Here is a 20,943-nt window from a genome sequence, read left to right on the forward strand (position 1 = left end):
GATCTGAACATGGCCTGTACGCTCGTCGGCGAACCAAAGGTCCTGCTGCTGGACGAGCCCGGCGTCGGCGTGGACCCCATCTCCCGCCGTGAGCTGTGGCAGATGGTGCACGAGCTGGCAGGCGACGGGATGCTGATCCTCTGGAGCACCTCCTACCTCGACGAAGCGGAACAGTGCCGGGACGTGCTGCTGATGAACGAAGGCGAGCTGCTTTATCAGGGCGAGCCAACGACGTTGACGCAGAGCATGGCCGGACGCAGTTTCCTCCTCCACAGCCCGCAGGAGTCCAACCGCAGGCTGCTGCAGAGAGTGCTGAAACTGCCGCAGGTGAGCGACGGGATGATTCAGGGTCGGTCCGTGCGCGTAATCCTCAAAAAGGAGGCCACCGTCGAGGATATTCGCCGCGCGCCTGGCATGCCTGAAATTGAAATGGCAGAGACGGCGCCGCGCTTTGAAGATGCGTTCATCGACCTGCTGGGCGGCGCGGGGACATCGGAATCGCCTCTCGGCGCGATCCTCCACACGGTTGAAGGTACGCCGGGCGAGACGGTGATTGAAGCCAAATCCCTGACCAAAAAGTTCGGCGATTTCGCCGCCACCGATAACGTCAACTTTGCGGTAAAACGCGGCGAGATTTTTGGCCTGCTCGGGCCGAACGGCGCGGGGAAATCCACCACCTTTAAAATGATGTGTGGCCTGCTGGTGCCGACGTCCGGCAAGGCGCTGGTGCTGGATATGGATCTCAAAGTCAGCTCCGGCAAGGCGCGCCAGCATCTGGGCTATATGGCACAGAAATTCTCGTTGTATGGCAACCTGACCGTCGAGCAGAATCTGCGCTTTTTCTCCGGCGTGTACGGCCTGCGCGGGCGCGCGCAGAACGAGAAAATCCGCCGCATGAGCGATGCCTTCGGGTTAACGAATATTGCCTCCCACGCCACCGACGAACTGCCCCTCGGCTTTAAGCAGCGCCTCGCGCTGGCCTGCTCGCTGATGCACGAGCCCGATATTCTTTTCCTCGATGAGCCGACCTCCGGGGTGGATCCCCTCACCCGCCGCGAGTTCTGGCTACATATCAACAGCATGGTGGAGAAAGGGGTGACGGTGATGGTGACCACCCACTTTATGGATGAGGCGGAATACTGCGACCGCATCGGGCTGGTCTATCGCGGCAAGCTGATTGCCCACGGCACCCCGGACGACCTGAAAAACCAGGCCGCCGACGATGCCGTGCCAGACCCGACCATGGAGCAGGCGTTTATCACCCTCATCCACGACTGGGATAAGGAGAATGCCCATGCGCAGTAACGCCCTTTCCTGGCGCCGGGTGCGCGCGTTATGCATAAAAGAGACGCGGCAGATCGTGCGTGACCCGAGTAGCTGGCTGATTGCGGTGGTGATCCCCCTGCTGCTGCTGTTTATCTTTGGCTACGGCATCAACCTCGACTCCAGCAAGCTGCGGGTCGGCATTTTGCTGGAACAGCAGAGCGAAGAGGCGCTGGACTTCACCCACGCCATGACCGGCTCGCCGTACATTGACGCCACCATCAGCGATAACCGGCAGGCGCTGATCCAGAAGATGCAGGCCGGGAAAATTCGCGGGCTGGTGGTCATCCCGGTGGATTTCGCCGCCAATATGGCGCGGGCGAATGCCGACGCGCCGATCCAGGTGATTACCGACGGCAGCGAACCGAACACTGCGAACTTCGTTCAGGGCTACGTGGAGGGGATCTGGCAGCTATGGCAGATGCAGCGCGCCGAAGACCGGGGGGAGACGTTTGAACCGCTCATCGACGTGCAAACACGCTACTGGTTTAACCCTGCCGCCATCAGCCAGCACTTTATCATTCCGGGCGCGGTGACGATTATCATGACGGTGATTGGCGCGATCCTGACCTCGCTGGTGATCGCCCGCGAGTGGGAGCGTGGCACCATGGAGGCGCTGCTCTCCACAGAAGTGACGCGCGTCGAGCTGCTGCTGTGCAAGCTCATCCCCTACTACTTCCTCGGGATGCTGGCGATGCTGCTCTGCATGCTTGTCGCCGTCTTTATCCTCGGCGTGCCGTACCGCGGCTCGCTGGTGGTGCTGTTCTTTATCACCAGCCTGTTTTTACTTAGCACGCTGGGGATGGGGCTGCTCATCTCCACCATCACCCGCAACCAGTTTAACGCCGCGCAGGTGGCGCTCAACGCCGCCTTTTTACCGTCGATCATGCTGTCCGGGTTTATTTTCCAGATAGACAGTATGCCAGCGGTGATCCGCGCCGTGACCTACATCATTCCGGCGCGTTATTTCGTGAGCACGCTGCAAAGCCTGTTCCTGGCGGGGAATATTCCGGTGGTGCTGATTATCAACACGCTGTTTTTAATGGCGTCAGCGGTGATGTTTATCGGATTGACGTGGTTGAAAACCAAACGGCGTCTGGATTAAGGAGCGAACATGTTTCACCGACTATGGACGTTAATACGAAAAGAGCTGCAATCCCTGCTGCGCGAGCCGCAAACCCGCGCCATTCTGGTTTTGCCGGTGCTGATCCAGGTTTTGCTGTTCCCCTTTGCCGCGACGCTTGAGGTGACCAACGCCACCATCGCCATTTACAACGAAGACAACGGTAAACATTCCGTCGAGCTGACGCAGCGCTTTGCCCGTGCAAAAGCGTTTACCCATATCCTGCTGCTGAAAAGCCCGCAGGAAATCCAGCCGACCATCGATACGCAAAAAGCCCTGCTGCTGGTGCGCTTCCCGGCAGATTTTTCCCGTAACCTGGATACCTTCCAGACCGCGCCGATGCAGCTTATCCTCGACGGGCGCAACTCTAACAGCGCCCAGATTGCGGCCAACTATCTGCAGCAGGTGGTGAAGAATTATCAGCAGGAGCTGATGGACGGCAAACCGAAGCCCAACAACAGCGAGCTGGTGGTGCGTAACTGGTACAACCCGAATCTGGACTACAAATGGTTTGTGGTGCCGTCGCTGATCGCCATGATCACCACCATCGGGGTGATGATCGTCACCTCCCTGTCCGTCGCCCGCGAGCGGGAGCAAGGTACGCTGGATCAGCTGCTGGTTTCCCCGCTCGCGACCTGGCAAATCTTTGTTGGCAAAGCGGTGCCGGCGCTGATTGTCGCGACATTTCAGGCCACTATCGTGCTGGGCGTGGGAATTTGGGCCTATCAAATCCCGTTTGCCGGTTCGCTGGCGCTGTTTTACTTCACGATGGTGATTTACGGGCTGTCGCTGGTGGGGTTTGGGCTGTTAATTTCGGCGCTGTGCTCGACGCAGCAGCAGGCGTTTATCGGCGTGTTTGTCTTTATGATGCCAGCGATTTTGCTCTCCGGGTACGTTTCCCCTGTCGAGAACATGCCGGTGTGGCTGCAGGACATCACATGGATAAACCCGATACGCCACTTCACGGACATTACCAAGCAGATCTATCTGAAGGATGCGAGTCTGGATATTGTCTGGGGGAGTTTGTGGCCGCTACTGGTCATAGCGGCCACGACGGGGTCAGTGGCGTACGCGATGTTTAGACGCAACATTGCGTAGCTTTTTCTCTTTGGTGAGCAATGAGACCACCGCAGGCCCTGCAAGGATTGCGAGACCCGCCAGGGCCAGCAGCAGGTTGTTTTGCAGCACGCGTGACAGCAGCCAAAGCACAATCATCGCGGCACCAAAGTACCAGGTGGTGGTGAGCTCTTCGAGCACATCACCCACCTCGCGCCAGCGCGCTTCATGGTGGCGCTGTAAGAACAGCATCGACAGCACGGTGACGCCATAGAGGACGCATAGCCCCAGGCCAACACGCACCAGCGTGCCGCTCATCCAGCCCATCACCAGTACGGCCACGACCAGTAAATGCAACATTATCTGCCAGCAACTTAACCCCGTTGCGACACGAACACGTTGTTGCCACTTCATGGCTTCTCTCCTGAAGGATTTTATCTGCTTAATCAGACTACCGCACTTTACGGAAAATTCCGTAACGCCGCATCTTTTTGTGACGCCGACTACACTTTATTTTCATTGGGATAGTCACTCAGGAAGGGGCTTATGACTCAAAAAATGCAGCATTTCTCGCTTAAAGTGCTGACGATAAACATTCATAAAGGCTTCACAGCATTTAATCGCCGCTTCATTTTACCGGAGCTGCGCGACGCGGTTCGCACCGTCAGCGCGGACATTGTCTGCCTGCAGGAGGTGATGGGCGCGCACGAGGTGCATCCCATGCATTTCGAGAACTGGCCCGATACGCCGCACTATGAATTTCTGGCCGACACGATGTGGAGTGATTACGCCTACGGGCGCAACGCGGTCTATCCGGAAGGCCATCACGGGAACGCGGTGCTGTCACGTTTTCCTATCGAACATTATGAGAACCGGGACGTTTCCGTGGGTGAGAGCGAAAAGCGCGGGCTGCTATACTGCCGCATCGCGCCACCGGCACTCACGGTGCCCATTCATGTCGGTTGCGTGCATCTTGGCCTGCGCGAAGCCCACCGTCAGGCGCAGCTACAGATGCTGGCTGACTGGACCAATGCGCTTCCCGACGGAGAACCCGTGGTCGTGGCCGGTGATTTTAACGACTGGCGGCAGCGCGCGAACCATCCTCTGAAAGTCAATGCAGGGCTGGAGGAGATTTTTACCCGGGCCCATGGTCGCCCGGCACGGACGTTCCCGGTGCGCTTTCCCCTGCTGCGCCTGGACCGTATCTACGTGAAAAATGCCCATGCCAGCAGCCCGACGGCGCTGGCCTTACTTAACTGGCGACATCTGTCCGACCATGCCCCGCTCAGCGCGGAGATCCACTTATGAAATGTTCCTGGCAGGAAGGCAACCGGATCTCGCTGCTGGTCAACGGCGACGAGTATTACCCGGCCGTCTTTAAGGCGATTGATAACGCTAAGCAGAGAGTGATCCTCGAAACCTTTATCTGGTTCGAGGACGACGTGGGCAAACAGTTACACAGCGTACTGCTGCGTGCCGCCCGGCGCGGCGTCAAAATTGAAGCGCTGCTGGACGGCTATGGCTCACCGGACCTCAGCGACGGGTTCGTGAATGAACTGACCGCTGCGGGCGTGGTGTTCCGCTACTACGATCCCGGCCCGCGCCTGTTTGGCATGCGTACCAACCTTTTCCGGCGGATGCACCGCAAAATTGTGGTGGTGGATGAGACGGTGGCGTTTGTCGGCGGCATTAACTACTCCGCTGAACATATGTCCGACTACGGCCCGGAAGCAAAACAGGATTACGCCATTCGCATTGAGGGCCCGGTAGTACAGGACATCGTATTATTCGAACTGGAGAACCTGCCGGGGAAAGAGGCCGTTCGCCGCTGGTGGAAACGCCGCCATCGCCCGGAGGAGAACCGCAAGCCCGGCGAAGCGCAGGCCCTTTTCGTCTGGCGCGATAACGGCGAGCACCGGGACGATATTGAACGCCATTACCTGAAGATGCTCGCCAACGCGAAGCGCGAAGTGATCATTGCTAACGCCTACTTTTTCCCGGGCTATCGCCTGCTGCATGCCATGCGTAATGCGGCCCGGCGCGGCGTACGGGTGAAGCTGATTGTGCAGGGCGAGCCGGATATGCCGATAGTCAAAGTTGGCGCGCGGCTGCTGTATAACTATCTGGTCAAAGGCGGCGTTCAGATCTACGAATATCGCCGTCGGCCGCTACATGGCAAAGTCGCGCTGATGGACGATCACTGGGCCACCGTCGGCTCCAGCAACCTGGATCCGCTGAGCTTATCGCTGAATCTCGAAGCTAACCTGATCATCCACGATCGCCAGTTTAATCAGACCCTGCGGGATAATTTGCAGGCCCTGATTGTTAACGACTGCGTGCGCGTGGATGAGTCTATGGTGCCGAAACGCACCTGGTGGAACCTGGGCATCAGCGTAGTGGTGTTCCACTTCCTGCGTCATTTCCCGGCGATGGTCGGCTGGCTGCCAGCGCATACGCCGAAGCTGGCGCAGGTGGACCCGCCGGTACAACCCGAAATGGAAACCCAGGACCGCGTTGAAGCGGAAGATGGAGGCAAACCCTGATGTCGAAATCACATCCGCGCTGGCGGCTGGCGAAAAAAATTCTCACCTGGGTGTTCTTTATTGCGGTCGCCGTGCTGCTGGTAGTGTATGCCCAAAAAGTTGACTGGGAGGAGGTGTGGAAGGTTATCCGCAACTACAACCGGATGGTGCTGCTGGGCGCGACAGGGCTGGTGATCGTGAGCTACCTGATGTACGGCTGCTACGACCTGCTGGGCCGGGCATACTGCGGCCACAAGCTGGCTAAACGCCAGGTGATGCTGGTGTCGTTTATTTGCTACGCCTTCAACCTGACGCTGAGTACCTGGGTCGGGGGGATTGGCATGCGCTATCGCCTCTACTCGCGTCTCGGGCTGCCGGGCGGGACTATAACCCGCATTTTTTCCCTGAGCATCACCACTAACTGGCTGGGCTATATTCTGCTCGGCGGGGTGATTTTCACCATCGGCGTGGTCCAGCTGCCCGCGCACTGGTACATCGATGAAGCCACGCTGCGTATTCTCGGCATCGTGCTGCTGCTGATTATCGCTTTTTATCTGTGGGCCTGCGCGTTTGCTAAACGCCGTCATATGACCCTCAGAGGGCAGAAACTGGTATTGCCGTCGTGGAAGTTTGCCATGCTGCAGATGGCGGTATCCAGCGCTAACTGGATGGCGATGGGAGCAATTATCTGGCTGTTGATTGGCGAGGACGTGAATTACTTCTTCGTGTTGGGCGTGCTGCTGGTGAGCAGTATCGCCGGGGTTATTGTGCATATCCCGGCGGGGATTGGGGTGCTGGAGGCGGTGTTCATTGCGCTTCTGGCCGGAGAGCATGTTTCTCAGGGAGCGATTATTGCCGCCCTGCTCGCCTACCGCATGCTCTATTACTTCCTGCCGCTGGCGCTGGCCACGGTCTGTTATCTGGTGCTGGAGAGTCGGGCGAAGAAACTACGGGCGAAGAATGAGAGGATGTTAGCGAAGTGAATAAGTCGGGTGGCGGCTTCGCCTTACCCGACCTACGGTTCGCGTTTCGTAGGCCGGGTAAGGCGAAGCCGCCACCCGGCAAAACAACCTTAACGACGGTTGCCGAAAATACGCAGCAACATCAGGAACAGGTTGATGAAGTCCAGATAGAGCGTCAGCGCGCCCAGAATCGAGTATTTGCGCAGGTTTGAACTGTCGCGCACGTCGATCTGCTCGCCGATGTTTTTCAGCTTCTGGGTGTCATACGCCGTCAGCCCAACGAAGACCACCACACCGATGTAGGTCACGGCCCACATCAGCGCTTCACTCTTCAGCCACAGGTTCACCAGCGACGCCAGCACAATCCCGATCAGCCCCATAAACAGCATGCTGCCGAAACCGCTCAGGTCACGTTTGGTGGTGTAGCCGTAAAGGCTCATCGCGCCGAACATTCCGCCGGTTACCACAAACGTGCTGGCAATGGAGGAGTAGGTGTAGACGATGAAAATACTGGAAAGCGTCAGCCCCGTTAGCGCCGAATAGAGCATAAACAGCGTGGTCGCCATCCCCGCACTGAGCTTTTGCACCAGCCCGGAGAGGACAAACACCAGCGCCAGCTGCGCGATAATCAGCCCAAAGAAGGTGATTTTGCTGGAGAAGATAAACATCATCAGTTCAGGCGTGTTCGCCGCATACCACGCGATAAACGCGGTAAGCAGCAGGCCAACTGTCATCCAGCCGTACACCTGAGCCATATACGTCTGCAGGCCGCTACGGGTCTGCTGTACTATTGAATCGGAACGCGGAAATCGGTCCATGATTCACTCCTGATTAAGATTAAGTAGACACACACGTTAAGATTAACACATCCACGTCAACCGACTACCAACGGCTGGCGGCTTGTTTATCGCTATCGCGGGATTCCACCCAGCGCTCCCCTTCCGGCGTCGCTTCCCGCTTCCAGAACGGCGCTTTAGTTTTTAGGTAATCCATCATGAACTCCCCTGCCGCAAACGCGCTGCCGCGGTGCGCGCTGGTCACGCCCACGAAGACAATCTCTTCGCCTGGCCACATCTCGCCGATGCGGTGGATCACCGTGACGCGCCCGAGCGGCCAGCGGCCTCGCGCTTCTTCCACAATGGCCGCCAGCGATTTCTCCGTCATGCCCGGGTAGTGCTCCAGCGTCAGCGCCTTTACGCTGTCACCGAGGTTGTGGTTACGCACCTTGCCAGTGAACGTCACGACCGCGCCGTCTTCGTCACGCTCGGCCAGCCAGTCATATTCTGTCCCCACGTTAAAACGCGCCGGGCTCACCAGAATTCGGGTCTCAGCCATCTTAACCCCCTGTGACCGGCGGAAAGAAGGCCACTTCATCCCCTGCGGTTAGCGGATGGCTGAACTCAACCAGCGTCTGGTTCACGGCGGCCAGCAGCTTACTTTGGTCCAGCGCCAGCGCCCAGCGTTCGCCCTGTGCGGCCAGATGCGCACGCAGGGCGGCGACGTTTTCAAAAGAGCCCTCCAGCGTCAGGCTGTCGGTATTCACCAGCTCCCGCACCTGGGCAAAAAAGAGCACCTTAATCATGGCTGTCCACCTTAAAATCACCGGATTTGCCGCCGCTTTTTGCCAGCAGGCGAACCGGGCCAATCACCATATCTTTCTGCACCGCTTTACACATGTCGTAGATGGTCAGCGCGGCAACGGAGGCTGCCGTCAGGGCTTCCATCTCAACGCCGGTCTTCCCGGTTAAGCGGCACAGGGACTCAATGCGCACCCGATTATGCTCCGGCTGCGCCTGCAGGTTCACTTCCACCTTGCTAAGCATCAGCGGATGGCAAAGGGGAATGAGGTCCCAGGTGCGCTTGGCGGCCTGAATACCGGCGATGCGGGCGGTGGCAAAGACGTCACCCTTGTGGTGGCTGCCGTCGATAATCATCGCCAGCGTTTCCGGCTGCATGGTAACGAACGCTTCCGCGCGCGCCTCGCGCACCGTTTCCGCTTTGGCGGAGACATCCACCATATGCGCTTCGCCGGCGGCGTTAATGTGGGTCAGTTGTGACATAGCTTATTTCTTTAAATGGGGATGGAAATTACACGGACGGGTACGGGCATCCAGCTGCGGGGCGATGATGTTTTCCCATGCGGTACGGCAGGCTTTGGTCGAGCCCGGCATGGCGAAAATCAGGGTGTTGTTGGCCACCCCGGCGACGGCGCGCGACTGCAGCGTGGAGGTACCAATCTCCTCAAAGGAGAGCATGCGGAACACTTCGCCGAAGCCTTCCACTTCGCGGTCAAACAGCGGGATCAGCGCTTCAGGCGCCTGATCGCCTGCGGTAAAACCGGTGCCGCCGGTGATCAATACCACCTGCACTTCATCGCTGGCAATCCACTGCGAAACCTGCGCGCGAATGGCGTAGCGGTTCTCTTTCACAATCGCTTTATCGACGATGTGATGCCCCGCATCATGGGCCGCCTCGCGCAGCCAGTGGCCGGACGTATCATCCTCTTCGCCACGGCGGTTGGAAACGGTAAGAATAGCAATGCGTGTCGGGATAAATTCTGCGCTTACCTGACTCATCTTCTGATTCCTTCTTAAGCCTGATCACCCGCCAATATAAGACAGGTTCTGAGTAATGCCGGTGTTGCCCTGATGCAGGAAGTGGGTCTGTTTTTTGTGCGTCAGCGCTTCAGAAATGCGCGCTTCAAGCGCTTCCTGTTGAGCATCGTCTTCCAGCAGATCGCGCAGATCTACGCCGCCGTCGCCGAAGAGGCAGAGATGGAGCTTGCCCACGGAGGAGACGCGCAGACGGTTACAGCTGGCGCAGAAGTCTTTCTCATAGGGCATGATAAGCCCAATCTCACCCTCGTAATCCGGGTGGCAGAAGACCTGCGCCGGGCCGTCGCTGCGCTGGCGGATCTGGTGGATCCAGCCGCGTTTGAGCAGCTCGTCGCGCAACACCATGCCGGAAATGTGATGGCGGCGGAACAGGTCACTGCCCTCACCGGTTTCCATCAGCTCGATAAAACGCAGCTGGATGGGGCGGGATTTTATCCACGCAAGGAAGGTATCGAGCTGATGATGGTTCACATCACGCATCAGCACCGTATTGACTTTGACTTTCTCGAACCCGGCCGCAAATGCCGCGTCGATGCCGTCCATCACCTGGCGGAACTTGTCCTGGCCGGTAATGGCGTGAAACTGGCGGGCATCGAGGCTGTCCACGCTGACGTTGATGGCGGTTAAGCCCGCGTCGCGCCAGGTCGCCACATCACGCGCCATCCGGTAACCGTTGGTGGTCACCGCAATCTGGCGGATATGTTCGTTTTCACGCACGGCGGCAATGATGTCGGGGAAATCACGGCGCAGAGAAGGTTCGCCTCCGGTCAGCCTGACCTTTTCGGTGCCAAGCCCGGAGAACGCGCGCGTAACGCGGCGCACCTCATCCACGGAGAGAAAGCCGTTATTGGTGACGCTGCCCGGTTTGTAACCGTCGGGCAGGCAGTAGGTGCAACGGAAGTTGCACACATCGGTAATCGACAGACGTAAGTAATAAAACTTACGCGCGAAAGCATCAGTCAGTTGTGAAGCCATGTACACCTTTCCAGATACGGGAGGCACAGTCATTTCTTTCTGTACCCTGGTGGCAGATCCGCCACGGCCAGAGCGCCATATCTTTCGACACAGGCACAAAGGCTAGAGTGTATGTTTTCAAATTCGAAAACGTGGTTATGGCGATAGTAGCGCGGAAATTCTCACTTCGCCATCATCGCCTTTCGCTATATAATTATGTATATAGCGACTCAATCGTGCATTTTCGCTACAGAATACCTAAAAACCCTCTTTTCGCATTGATATACGTCATTTTGCTTCGTATGAGGCATCGTCTTTTAGGGGTAGTTCAGGTAGTGTTACGCAGATCAAACGTGATAAGGAATTGGTATGCGTAATCGCACTTTTGCGGATCTTGACCGAGTGGTCGCTCTTGGCGGAGGCCACGGTCTGGGCCGGGTGATGTCCTCTTTGTCGTCACTGGGCTCAAGGCTGACAGGGATAGTGACAACCACCGATAATGGCGGCTCAACCGGGCGGATCAGACGTGCCGAAGGCGGCATCGCCTGGGGGGATATGCGCAACTGTCTCAACCAGCTGATTACCGAACCGAGCGTCGCATCAGCGATGTTTGAGTACCGTTTTGGCGGCAACGGGGAACTTTCCGGGCATAACCTTGGAAATTTAATGCTTAAGGCGCTGGATCACCTGAGCGTGCGCCCGCTTGAAGCCATCAACTTGATACGAAATCTGCTGAAAGTGGATGCGTTCCTGATCCCGATGTCTGAACAGCCGGTGGATTTAATGGCCATTGATGCTGACGATCACGAAGTGTACGGCGAAGTGAATATCGACCAGCTTCTGCTGCCGCCCAAAGAGCTGATGACCTACCCGAGCGTACCGGCGACGCGTGAAGCCGTCGAAGCGATTGGCGAAGCGGATTTAATCCTGATTGGCCCGGGCAGTTTTTATACCAGCCTGATGCCGATCCTGCTGGTCAAAGAGCTGGCGCAGGCGCTGCGTCGCACCCCTGCTCCGATGGTTTACATCGGTAATCTGGGGCGTGAGCTGAGCCCGGCGGCGGCAAGCCTGTCGCTGGCAGACAAACTGAGCCTGATGGAGCAGTACGTCGGCAAGAAAATCATCGACGGCGTGGTGGTTGGGCCTAAGGTGGATGTCTCCGGTATCGGCGAGCGGGTGGTGATTCAGGTGCCGCTGGAGGCCAGCGATATTAAATACCGCCACGACCGCCATCTGCTGCGCGAAGCGCTGGAGAAGGCGATTCAGGCGCTGGGTTAGGTTCGTTTTATGCGGCCTGTTGCCCTCACCCCGGCCCTCTCCCACAGGGAGAGGGAGAAAACACATCACCAACTCACGATGCCGCAATAAACAAATCCCGCAGCTGATGAAGCTGATCGCGGATCTGTGCCGCCTCTTCGAACTCCAGGTTCTGGGCGTGCTGCATCATCTGCGCCTCCAGCTCGTGGATCTTCTGCTGCAGCGCTTTCGGCGTCAGTACGACGGTATCTTCTTCCACCACGGAACGCGCCTTGCCGCGGCCTTTCGCTTTGGTCTTCGCAATGTTCTGACCGAGCGCCAGAATATCCACCACTTTCTTGTTCAGCCCCTGCGGAGTAATGCCGTGCTCTTCGTTATAGCGCTGCTGTTTCTCACGGCGGCGTTCCGTTTCGCCAATCGCTTTCGCCATCGACGGGGTAATTTTATCGCCGTAGAGAATCGCTTTGCCATTGACGTTACGCGCGGCGCGGCCAATGGTCTGGATCAGCGAGCGCTCGGAACGCAGGAAGCCCTCTTTATCCGCGTCCAGAATCGCCACCAGCGAGACTTCCGGCATATCCAGCCCCTCTCGCAACAGGTTGATCCCTACCAGCACGTCAAACTCACCCAGACGCAGATCGCGGATGATCTCCATACGCTCCACGGTATCGATATCCGAGTGCAGATAACGCACCTTCTCGCCGTGCTCTTCCAGATACTCCGTCAGGTCTTCCGCCATACGCTTGGTGAGCGTGGTCACCAGCACACGCTCGTTGATGGCGGCACGCTTGCGGATCTCAGAGAGCAGATCGTCCACCTGGGTCGCCACCGGACGCACTTCGATAATCGGATCCAGCAGCCCGGTCGGACGAACCACCTGATCAATCACCTCATCGCCCGATTTCTCCAGCTCGTAGTTGCCCGGCGTGGCCGACACGTAGATAGTCTGCGGCGCCAGCGCCTCAAACTCTTCAAACTTCATCGGACGGTTATCCAGTGCCGACGGCAGACGGAACCCGTACTCCACCAGCGTCTCTTTACGCGCGCGGTCACCGCGGTACATCCCGCCAATCTGCGGAATGGTGACGTGGGATTCGTCTATCACCAGCAAGCCGTCGGCCGGAAGGTAGTCAAACAGCGTCGGCGGCGGCTCACCCGGCCCACGACCGGAGAGGAAACGGGAGTAGTTTTCAATACCGGAGCAGTAGCCGAGCTCGTTCATCATCTCCAGATCGAACTGGGTTCGCTGGCTCAGGCGCTGCTCTTCCAGCAGCTTATTGTTCGCCAGAAGCACCTTACGGCGTTCAGCCAGCTCCACTTTGATCTCTTCCATCGCCTGCACGATACGCTCGCGCGGCGTCACGTAGTGCGTTTTAGGGTAGATGGTAAAACGCTGGATCACCGACTCAACGTGACCGGTTAGCGGGTCAAACAACGATAAACGTTCAACCTCTTCATCAAACAGCTCAACGCGCAGCGCCATATCGTCCGATTCCGCCGGGAAGATGTCGATCACCTCCCCGCGCACGCGGAACGTTCCGCGCTGAAATGCCTGGTCGTTACGGGTGTACTGCAACTCCGCCAGACGGCGCAAAATCGCACGCTGATCGATGATCATCCCCTGCGTCAGGTGGAGCATCATCTTCAGATAGAGGTCCGGGTCGCCCAGGCCGTAAATCGCCGAAACCGACGCCACCACAACCACATCGCGACGCTCCAGCAGCGCCTTGGTCGCCGACAGTCGCATCTGCTCGATGTGTTCGTTCACTGAGGCATCTTTCTCGATGAAGGTGTCAGAGCTCGGCACATAGGCTTCCGGCTGGTAGTAATCGTAGTAGGAGACGAAATACTCAACGGCGTTCTCCGGGAAGAACTCTTTCATCTCGCCGTAAAGCTGTGCCGCGAGGGTTTTGTTGGGGGCAAGCACCATCGTAGGGCGCTGAAGATCCGCGATCACGTTGGCGATGGTGAACGTTTTACCGGAACCGGTTACCCCCAGCAGCGTCTGGTGCGCAAGCCCATCTTCCAGCCCCTCTTCCAGACGACGGATCGCCTCAGGCTGATCGCCAGATGGACGGAAAGCAGAATTCAGTTTGAACGGTTTACTCATGGGCGACGACCTGATGACGTTATAAGCGGCAGGTGAGTAATTTTACTCGTTGTTGCCAGGAATGCCAGTAAAAAACACTGGATGAAAAACCAGTAGCATGTCAGGATATTTAGCATAGCGGCTTAAGGATTAGCGCGTTAATGGATAAAATTTCGACTCTGACGAGATAAAAAACCAGTCAACGTGGGTTATCCCCAGAACTTTTTCTTTTTTAACATTTGTCAAGCCAGGTAATGAGAGTTTTATGGCAGCGCGTGACACTTTCATTACGGTAATTGCTTTTATCTAAGCAATTAAATTTCAAACGATATTTTCTAAAGCCGCGTTTCGCGTCAATTTGGGCGAAAGCCGCGTCTTCTCTCGCTTATCGCGTGTTTTCTAACTCTAATGCACATGGTTATCCACAGGAATAGTGGATAACTGCTTCCAGCCCGTGCAGAGTGCCGCTCGGCAAATTCCCGGATTTTCCCACGAGACGGCAACAAAAAATTTTTATCGCTATTTTTTGTCGATAAACAGTTGCGTCATTCATAACCACCTGATGGGATCTTGCTCACATTTCCGCCATTTTCCCCTGCACCACGACTCAACACCGCCAGCACCGTCGATGTGCAATTCCCGGTTTCCTTACCCCACTTAGTGGTGGAACATTCTTAAAAAAGCCGCTTTTTTAATCACTTCACGGTTTCTGGCAGGGGTTTTGCACAATCAAAAACCGAGCGTCACCGACACATTTTTAAGGAGAGAAAGATGTTGAGTCTGCGTGCAGTGAATCAGTTTTACGGAAGCCAACATACGCTATGGAACGTGGATTTAGATTTTCCGCAAGGGATGTGTACCGGCGTTGTTGGCCTGCCAGGGATGGGAAAAACCACCCTAATGAATTGCATCGCCGGGAAAGTGCCCGTGGATAGCGGCACCATCATCTGGCATGAAGCGGGTGCGCCGCCGCGTGATTTACTCAGCCAGACGGCCGAACAACGTTCCGGACCGGGGATTGGCTATGTCCCGCAGGACAGGCGGATTTTTTCTCAGCTGACGATTGAGGAAAATTTGCACATTGCCATGCGGGCGATGGATAAATCCGACCCGGCAGCGAAAAGTGAAGTGTACGAGCTCTTTCCCGAACTTTACGCGCTGCGTCAGACGCGAGGCAACGCCCTTTCGCCAGGGGCGCAGTATCAGCTTGCTCTGGCAAATGCGCTGGTCAATCGCCCGCGTATGTTGATTCTTGATGAACCTATGCACGGTGCCGGCCAGGGCTTTGCCCATAAGCTTGCACAACTGCTGGTACGGCTAAACCGGGAGCTTGGGATGACGGTGCTGCTAGCAGAACAGCAGCTGTCGTTTATCCGCCGGGTAGCGGATCGGTTTTGCATGCTCTATCGCGGACGTAACGTGGCACAGGGCCACGTTAACGAACTCAACGATGAGCTTATTGCCCACTGGATGTCGCTGGAAGCAAGACGCTGAGGTCAAGATACTGACCGGTTTCGGCCTGTTCGGCATCGTCTGCAAGCCAGGGGATCTCCCCCAGGAATGGTGCGGGGAGCACCCGTTTGAGGGTCGTCAGATACTCATGGTGTCGCTTGCCCGGCGTGACCACGTCGTTGGCTATCCAGCCCGCGAGACGCAGCCCTGCCTGCTGAACGGCCTGCGCCGTCAACATGGCGTGGTTAATACACCCGAGCTTGACGCCGACAACGAGTATGACCGGCAGTTGCTCGGCCTGCACCCAGTCAGCAAACGTCTGGTTCTGAGAGAGCGGCGTAAACCACCCGCCTGCACCTTCCACCAGCACCCAGTCGGCCTGGCTTTCCAGGGTTCGTAACCCGGCAGAGAGCACGGCAAAATCAATCGGACGGCCTTCATCGGCGCTGATAATGTGCGGCGAGGTCGGCTCGGCAAAGGTATACGGGTTCACCGCTGAATAGGCGAGTTCGAGCGTGCTGTTACGCTGAAGCGCCAGCGCGTCGGTGTTACGTAACCCCTCCGCCGTCATCTCGCTGCCGGAAGCCACAGGCTTATACCCGGCGGTGTTTTTCCCAAGCTTTCGCGCCGCCTGCAAAAGGGCAGCGCTGGCAACCGTCTTGCCCACTTCCGTATCCGTCCCGGTGACAAAATAACGTTCAGTCACGTTCAATAATCCCATGAAAAAGTTGATAAGAGAGCGGGAACTGGCCCCGCTGCTGCGGCCAGGCCAGCTCAAGGCGCTGCAGCTGGCCCCGGGTCAGCGGTTTTTTCTCGCGCCCGGCATGCAGATGCGTGGCGCCAATGCCCTTCAGCGAGCGCATCGCGCTTAAAGCATCGGTAAAATCGAGAGTGATGGTCTGCACCGTACTGCGATAGCGCCAGCCTGCCAGGGCCTGCATAACCTGCTCATATGACAAAAAGCGGTTGGCGTGCGGCTGTTCATCCACCGCCTGCCATGCCTGATTGAGCTCAGGTAACGAGCTTTCCAGTAGCGTGGTAAACGCCACCTTGCCGCCCGGGCAGGCGACGCGATAAAGCTCGCTCAACGCCTGCGGCAGGCTGCTGCACCACTGCACCGCCAGATGGCTCCAGACCAGATCGAATTGCGCGTCCGCCAGCGGAATCGCCTCGATGTCCGCCACCAGATAACGATGCGCAGCCTGCTGCTGGCGCGCCTCATCCAGCATAGCGGGAGACAGGTCGATGGCCGTCACGTGACTTCCCGCCTCGCGCCAGAGTCGGCTATTCCCGCCGGGGCCGCACCCGGCGTCAAGCACCTGGGTAAAGCGCCTCTCGCCGAGCAACGTCATCAGCCCCTGTGCGCTCTGGCGCTGCAGTTCATCGTGCTGTGAATAGCTGCGCGCGGCCCGGCCGAACGCCGCCGCAATGGCCTGCTTATTGACTGGCAACATGCAGCGCCTCCAGCAGTGCCGCAATATCCTCGGTCTCGTGCGCCGCCGTCAGCGTGAGCCGCAGACGCGCCGTGCCCGGCGGTACGGTGGGTGGACGAATAGCCGTGACCCACATCTCCCGATCGCGCAGCGTTTGTGCCAGGGAGAGCGCCTGCGCGTTTTCCCCTACGATCACCGGCTGGATGGCACTTTGTGAATCAGTACTGCGGAAAGGAAGCGCCGCCAGTCCCTGACGGAAGCGGCAGATATGCTCTGCCAGCCGCTGGCGACGTTCCTCCCCTTCTGCGCTACGAATGACGGCCAGGGACGCAGACAACGCCACGGCCTGCGCCGGTGGCATGCTGGTGCTGTAGATCAGGTGCCGGGCAAACTGCAGCAGATAGTCTGCAACGGACTCGCTGCACAGTACGGCGGCGCCACTCACGCCAAAACCTTTGCCGAACGTGACTATCAGCAGCTCCGGCCTGACGCCTTGCTGGTGAACACTTCCCCGCCCTTCATCACCCGTCACGCCGATACCGTGGGCATCGTCGACCAGCAGCCAGGCATGTTGCTGTCTGGCAGCCTCGTGCAGTACGGCAAGCGGTGCGCTGTCGCCGTCCATGCTGAATACCCCTTCTGTGACCACCAGCTGTTGCCCCTCGCACGGTTTATCCAGCAGCGCAGCGAGTTGCCCCGCATCGTTATGGGCAAAGCGGCGCAGCTGAGCCGGACTCAAACTTGCCGCTTCCAGCAGCGAGGCATGGCTTAAGCGGTCGGCGACAATGCGGTCGTCCTTCCCCATCAGGGCGGTAATCACCGCCTGATTGGCGGCAAAACCCGAAATAAACAACAGCGCGCGCGGGTAGCCCAGCCAGTCGGCAAGCGCCTCCTCCAGCGCCTGATGTGCCGGGGTGTAGCCGCTAACGTGCCCCGATCCACCGCTGCCCACGCCAAACCGCTCTGCCCCCTGCTGCCAGGCGCGAACGATAGCCGGATGCTGGCTAAGACCGAGATAATCGTTACTGGAGAAGTTACGGTAACGCCGACTGTCGCGGGTCAGAAAACGGCCTGCGCCGTTTTCGACCACCTTGCGTACGCGAAACGCATCAGTCGCCCGACGCTCGTCGAGCGCCGACTGGATACGTGCCTGCCAGGTCATACTGCTGCCGCGTTGTAGAACTGGTCGGTGTCGGCATTGAAAATCTGCTGCTCCAGCTGCTGCTGTTGCTCGTTATCGCCCGTCAGCACCTCGGTCTGATGCGGGTTCAGCCCCAGCTTGCGGAACAGCTGAACATCTTTGTCTTCCTCCGGGTTCGGCGTGGTCAGCAGCTTGCAGCCGTAGAAGATGGAGTTGGCCCCGGCCATAAAGCACATTGCCTGGGTCTGCTCGTTCATCTGCTCACGGCCCGCAGAAAGGCGTACATAAGAGGTCGGCATCATGATGCGCGCCACCGCGATAGTGCGAATAAAATCAAACGCGTCCACGTCCTCGTTATCCGCCAGCGGCGTGCCTTTGACCTTCACCAGCATGTTAATCGGGACGCTTTCCGGCGGCGTTGGCAGGTTCGCCAGCTGCAGCAGCAGACCCGCACGATCTTTCACCGTTTCACCTAAGCCCACAATACCGCCGGAACAGACTTTGATCCCCGCGTCACGCACTTTGTCCAGCGTATCCAGACGCTCCTGATAGGTGCGCGTGGTGATGATGTTGCCGTAAAACTCCGGCGAGGTATCGAGGTTATGGTTGTAGTAATCCAGTCCTGCCGCCGAGAGGCGCTGCGCCTGTTCTTCGTTCAGCGTTCCGAGCGTCATACAGGCTTCGAGGCCCATCTCCTTCACCCCTTTCACCATCTGCTCCAGATACGGCATATCGCGATCGTGCGGGTTCTTCCACGCCGCCCCCATGCAGAAGCGTGTCGAGCCGGCGTTTTTCGCCTTACGCGCGGAATCGAGCACCTGCTCTACTTCCATCAGGCGTTCGGATTCAAGACCGGTTTTATAGCGTGCGCTCTGTGGGCAATATTTGCAGTCTTCAGGACAGGCGCCGGTCTTGATCGACAGCAGCGTGCTGACCTGAACATGGCGCGGATCGAAGTGCTGACGATGCACCTGTTGGGCTTCAAACATCAGCTCAAGGAAAGGTTTATTGAATAATTCAGTAACTTGCGACATCGTCCAGCGTGCGTGGTGAGCCATCGGGCTTCTCCAAAGGGTTTTGTTAATTTTCGGTTCGGTTTATACTCGTAAACCTAAAACTTTTCAAAATGGTTTACAAGTCGATTATGACCCAGGACGATCTCGCCTTCGACAAGCAACATATCTGGCACCCTTACACCTCCACCACCCGCCCTCTTCCCGTCTATCCGGTGGCCTCGGCCCACGGCTGCGAGCTGCACCTTGCCAGCGGCGAACAGCTCGTTGACGGGATGTCCTCCTGGTGGGCGGCCATTCACGGGTATAACCACCCGCGCCTGAACACGGCGATGAAGGCCCAGATTGACCAGATGTCGCACGTCATGTTTGGCGGGATCACCCATCAACCTGCGGTGGATTTGTGCCGTCGCCTGGTGGCAATGACCCCTGAATCGCTGGAGTGTGTCTTCCTGGCCGATTCCGGCTCCGTGGCGGTGGAAGTGGCGATGAAAATGGCGCTGCAGTACTGGCACGCCAGAGGCGAAACGCGCCAGCGCTTCCTCACGTTCCGCAACGGCTATCATGGTGACACCTTCGGGGCGATGTCGGTCTGCGACCCGGATAACTCCATGCACAGCCTGTGGAAAGGTTATCTGCCGGAAAACCTCTTCGCGCCTGCCCCGCAAAGCCGCTTCGACGGCGAGTGGAACGAGATGGACATGGTTGGCTTCGCGCGACTCATGGCGGCACATCGTCATGATATCGCCGCCGTGATCCTGGAGCCGATTGTGCAGGGCGCAGGCGGAATGCGGATGTATCATCCGGAATGGCTGAAGCGTATTCGCAAGATGTGCGACCGCGAGGGCATTCTGCTGATTGCCGATGAAATCGCCACCGGCTTTGGCCGCACCGGGAAGCTGTTTGCCTGCGAGCATTCGGGTATCGCCCCGGATATTTTATGCCTGGGCAAAGCGCTGACTGGCGGCACCATGACGCTCTCGGCCACCCTCACGACCCGTCATGTTGCCGACACCATCAGCGACGGCGACGCGGGCTGCTTTATGCACGGTCCGACGTTTATGGGCAACCCTCTGGCCTGCGCCGTCGCAAGTGAAAGCCTCGCCATACTGGAGAGCGGGGAGTGGCAGACGCAGGTCGCGGCGATTGAAGCGCAGCTGAAAGACGAGCTGAGCGCCGCCTCGGGAGCCCATTTTGTGGCGGACGTGCGCGTGCTGGGCGCCATCGGGGTAATTGAAACCACGCATCCGGTGAATATGGCGGCGCTGCAGCGCTTCTTCGTTGAGCAGGGCGTCTGGGTGCGGCCTTTCGGCAAGCTGATCTACCTGATGCCGCCGTATATCATCACTGCTGAGCAGCTGCGTAAGCTCACCGCCGCGGTAGTCGACGCGGTCAACATACCCGCGCATTTCACGATTTAGCCCTATGCGTTACACTTCGAGAACGAGTGATTAACGAGGGTAAACCGTATGAAAATCATCAGCAAAGATCTGCGCGACGGCGAAAAGCTGCCGGAACGCCACGTTTTCAACGGCATGGGGTATCAGGGCGATAATATCTCCCCGCACCTGGAGTGGGATGAGGTTCCGGCTGGCACGAAAAGCTTTGTCGTGACCTGTTACGACCCGGATGCGCCAACCGGCTCCGGATGGTGGCACTGGATCGTAGCAAACCTGCCTGCCGACACGCGCGTGCTGCCGCAGGGTTCCGGCTCCGGCCTGGTCGCCCTGCCGGAAGGCGCTATTCAGACGCGCACTGACTTTGGTGAAGCGGGCTACGGCGGCGCGGCGCCACCAAAAGGGGAAACCCACCGCTATATCTTCACGGTGCATGCGCTGGATGTGGACAAGATTGAGGTCGATGAAGGCGCGAGTGGCGCGATGGTAGGCTTTAACGTGCATTTCCATTCGCTTGGTAGCGCGTCGATTACGGCGATGTATTCGTAAAAAAAGCCGGGTGGCGGCTACGCCTTACCCGGCCTACATTTTGCACCCGTAGGCCCG

Annotated in this window: 22 protein-coding genes and 1 riboswitch; of the genes, 10 read left to right on the forward strand and 12 right to left on the reverse strand. The window is 58.0% G+C overall.

Annotated features, from left to right (window positions below):
* The 3 genes from L977_RS15155 to L977_RS15165 all read left to right on the forward strand — a co-directional run.
* Positions 1-1,305 (forward strand): ATP-binding cassette domain-containing protein (locus tag L977_RS15155; protein ID WP_047626091.1); only part of this gene is annotated, 1,305 nt, incomplete at its 5' end.
* Positions 1,295-2,428, forward strand: coding sequence for an ABC transporter permease (locus L977_RS15160; protein WP_023332456.1), 1,134 nt, complete (start codon positions 1,295-1,297; stop codon positions 2,426-2,428). The genes L977_RS15155 and L977_RS15160, both read left to right, overlap by 11 nt.
* A gap of 9 nt (positions 2,429-2,437) precedes the next feature.
* Positions 2,438-3,544, forward strand: coding sequence for an ABC transporter permease (locus L977_RS15165; RefSeq protein ID WP_023332455.1), 1,107 nt, complete (start codon positions 2,438-2,440; stop codon positions 3,542-3,544).
* Here the strand turns inward: L977_RS15165 and L977_RS15170 are convergent.
* The gene (locus L977_RS15170; RefSeq protein ID WP_014883088.1) at positions 3,506-3,916 is read right to left on the reverse strand and encodes a YbhQ family protein; all 411 of its coding nucleotides are present in this window, start codon (positions 3,914-3,916) and stop codon (positions 3,506-3,508) included. The genes L977_RS15165 and L977_RS15170 overlap by 39 nt on opposite strands.
* 132 nt (positions 3,917-4,048) lie before the next feature.
* On the opposite strand from L977_RS15170, the gene L977_RS15175 reads away from it, so the two are divergent.
* Genes L977_RS15175 through L977_RS15185 form a run of 3 tightly spaced genes read left to right on the forward strand, consistent with a single transcriptional unit; the run spans position 4,049 to position 7,007 of the window.
* Positions 4,049-4,810: an endonuclease/exonuclease/phosphatase family protein gene (locus L977_RS15175; protein WP_023332454.1), complete on the forward strand. Its 762-nt coding sequence runs from the start codon at positions 4,049-4,051 to the stop codon at positions 4,808-4,810.
* Entirely contained in the window at positions 4,807-6,045 is a 1,239-nt protein-coding gene (clsB, locus tag L977_RS15180) for a cardiolipin synthase ClsB (RefSeq protein ID WP_014883086.1), read from the forward strand. Before L977_RS15175 ends, clsB begins: the two co-directional genes overlap by 4 nt.
* The gene (locus L977_RS15185; RefSeq protein ID WP_014883085.1) at positions 6,045-7,007 is read left to right on the forward strand and encodes a lysylphosphatidylglycerol synthase transmembrane domain-containing protein; all 963 of its coding nucleotides are present in this window, start codon (positions 6,045-6,047) and stop codon (positions 7,005-7,007) included. Before clsB ends, L977_RS15185 begins: the two co-directional genes overlap by 1 nt.
* Positions 7,008-7,096: 89 nt before the next feature.
* On the opposite strand, the gene L977_RS15190 is transcribed toward L977_RS15185, so the two are convergent.
* The 6 genes from L977_RS15190 to moaA all read right to left on the reverse strand — a co-directional run bounded on the left by L977_RS15190 (position 7,097) and on the right by moaA (position 10,576).
* Positions 7,097-7,804: a Bax inhibitor-1/YccA family protein gene (locus L977_RS15190; RefSeq protein ID WP_014883084.1), complete on the reverse strand. Its 708-nt coding sequence runs from the start codon at positions 7,802-7,804 to the stop codon at positions 7,097-7,099.
* A gap of 64 nt (positions 7,805-7,868) precedes the next feature.
* The gene (moaE, locus tag L977_RS15195) at positions 7,869-8,321 is read right to left on the reverse strand and encodes a molybdopterin synthase catalytic subunit MoaE (RefSeq protein WP_014883083.1); all 453 of its coding nucleotides are present in this window, start codon (positions 8,319-8,321) and stop codon (positions 7,869-7,871) included.
* Between the two features lies 1 nt (position 8,322).
* The gene (gene moaD / locus L977_RS15200; protein ID WP_045269735.1) at positions 8,323-8,568 is read right to left on the reverse strand and encodes a molybdopterin synthase sulfur carrier subunit; all 246 of its coding nucleotides are present in this window, start codon (positions 8,566-8,568) and stop codon (positions 8,323-8,325) included.
* The gene (gene moaC / locus L977_RS15205; RefSeq protein WP_014883081.1) at positions 8,561-9,046 is read right to left on the reverse strand and encodes a cyclic pyranopterin monophosphate synthase MoaC; all 486 of its coding nucleotides are present in this window, start codon (positions 9,044-9,046) and stop codon (positions 8,561-8,563) included. Before moaC ends, moaD begins: the two co-directional genes overlap by 8 nt.
* Before the next feature lie 3 nt (positions 9,047-9,049).
* Positions 9,050-9,562, reverse strand: a complete 513-nt coding sequence (gene moaB / locus L977_RS15210; protein WP_032637144.1) for a molybdenum cofactor biosynthesis protein B — start codon at positions 9,560-9,562, stop codon at positions 9,050-9,052.
* A 24-nt stretch (positions 9,563-9,586) separates the two neighbouring features.
* Complete coding sequence (moaA, locus tag L977_RS15215; RefSeq protein WP_047626093.1) at positions 9,587-10,576, reverse strand: GTP 3',8-cyclase MoaA; 990 nt, start codon at positions 10,574-10,576, stop codon at positions 9,587-9,589.
* Positions 10,564-10,698: riboswitch (molybdenum cofactor riboswitch) on the reverse strand. (Overlaps the previous gene by 13 nt.)
* A 226-nt stretch (positions 10,699-10,924) precedes the next feature.
* Here moaA and yvcK point away from each other — a divergent pair.
* Complete coding sequence (gene yvcK, locus L977_RS15220) at positions 10,925-11,833, forward strand: uridine diphosphate-N-acetylglucosamine-binding protein YvcK (RefSeq protein WP_045281104.1); 909 nt, start codon at positions 10,925-10,927, stop codon at positions 11,831-11,833.
* A 73-nt stretch (positions 11,834-11,906) separates the two neighbouring features.
* Here the strand turns inward: yvcK and uvrB are convergent, their stop codons facing one another.
* Positions 11,907-13,922 (reverse strand): excinuclease ABC subunit UvrB, encoded by a 2,016-nt coding sequence (uvrB, locus tag L977_RS15225; protein ID WP_014883077.1) that lies wholly within the window; start codon positions 13,920-13,922, stop codon positions 11,907-11,909.
* Between the two features lie 750 nt (positions 13,923-14,672).
* Here uvrB and L977_RS15230 point away from each other — a divergent pair.
* The gene (locus L977_RS15230; protein ID WP_047626094.1) at positions 14,673-15,395 is read left to right on the forward strand and encodes an ABC transporter ATP-binding protein; all 723 of its coding nucleotides are present in this window, start codon (positions 14,673-14,675) and stop codon (positions 15,393-15,395) included.
* On the opposite strand, the gene bioD is transcribed toward L977_RS15230, so the two are convergent.
* The 4 genes from bioD to bioB are packed head-to-tail and all read right to left on the reverse strand — an operon-like array spanning position 15,358 to position 18,985.
* Positions 15,358-16,059, reverse strand: a complete 702-nt coding sequence (gene bioD, locus L977_RS15235; protein ID WP_032645221.1) for a dethiobiotin synthase — start codon at positions 16,057-16,059, stop codon at positions 15,358-15,360. The genes L977_RS15230 and bioD overlap by 38 nt on opposite strands.
* Entirely contained in the window at positions 16,052-16,807 is a 756-nt protein-coding gene (gene bioC, locus L977_RS15240; RefSeq protein WP_014883074.1) for a malonyl-ACP O-methyltransferase BioC, read from the reverse strand. The genes bioD and bioC overlap by 8 nt, the downstream gene beginning before the upstream one ends.
* Complete coding sequence (gene bioF, locus L977_RS15245; RefSeq protein WP_014883073.1) at positions 16,791-17,948, reverse strand: 8-amino-7-oxononanoate synthase; 1,158 nt, start codon at positions 17,946-17,948, stop codon at positions 16,791-16,793. The genes bioC and bioF overlap by 17 nt, the downstream gene beginning before the upstream one ends.
* Positions 17,945-18,985, reverse strand: a complete 1,041-nt coding sequence (gene bioB / locus L977_RS15250) for a biotin synthase BioB (RefSeq protein ID WP_008501133.1) — start codon at positions 18,983-18,985, stop codon at positions 17,945-17,947. Before bioB ends, bioF begins: the two co-directional genes overlap by 4 nt.
* Before the next feature lie 86 nt (positions 18,986-19,071).
* Between bioB and bioA the strand changes: the two genes are divergently transcribed.
* Positions 19,072-20,361, forward strand: coding sequence for an adenosylmethionine--8-amino-7-oxononanoate transaminase (bioA, locus tag L977_RS15255; protein ID WP_416174157.1), 1,290 nt, complete (start codon positions 19,072-19,074; stop codon positions 20,359-20,361).
* Between the two features lie 48 nt (positions 20,362-20,409).
* The gene (locus L977_RS15260) at positions 20,410-20,886 is read left to right on the forward strand and encodes a kinase inhibitor (protein WP_047626097.1); all 477 of its coding nucleotides are present in this window, start codon (positions 20,410-20,412) and stop codon (positions 20,884-20,886) included.
* Positions 20,887-20,943 lie beyond the last annotated feature (57 nt).

This window comes from Enterobacter sp. ZOR0014, assembly GCF_000798855.1.
Lineage (GTDB): Bacteria > Pseudomonadota > Gammaproteobacteria > Enterobacterales > Enterobacteriaceae > Enterobacter > Enterobacter kobei.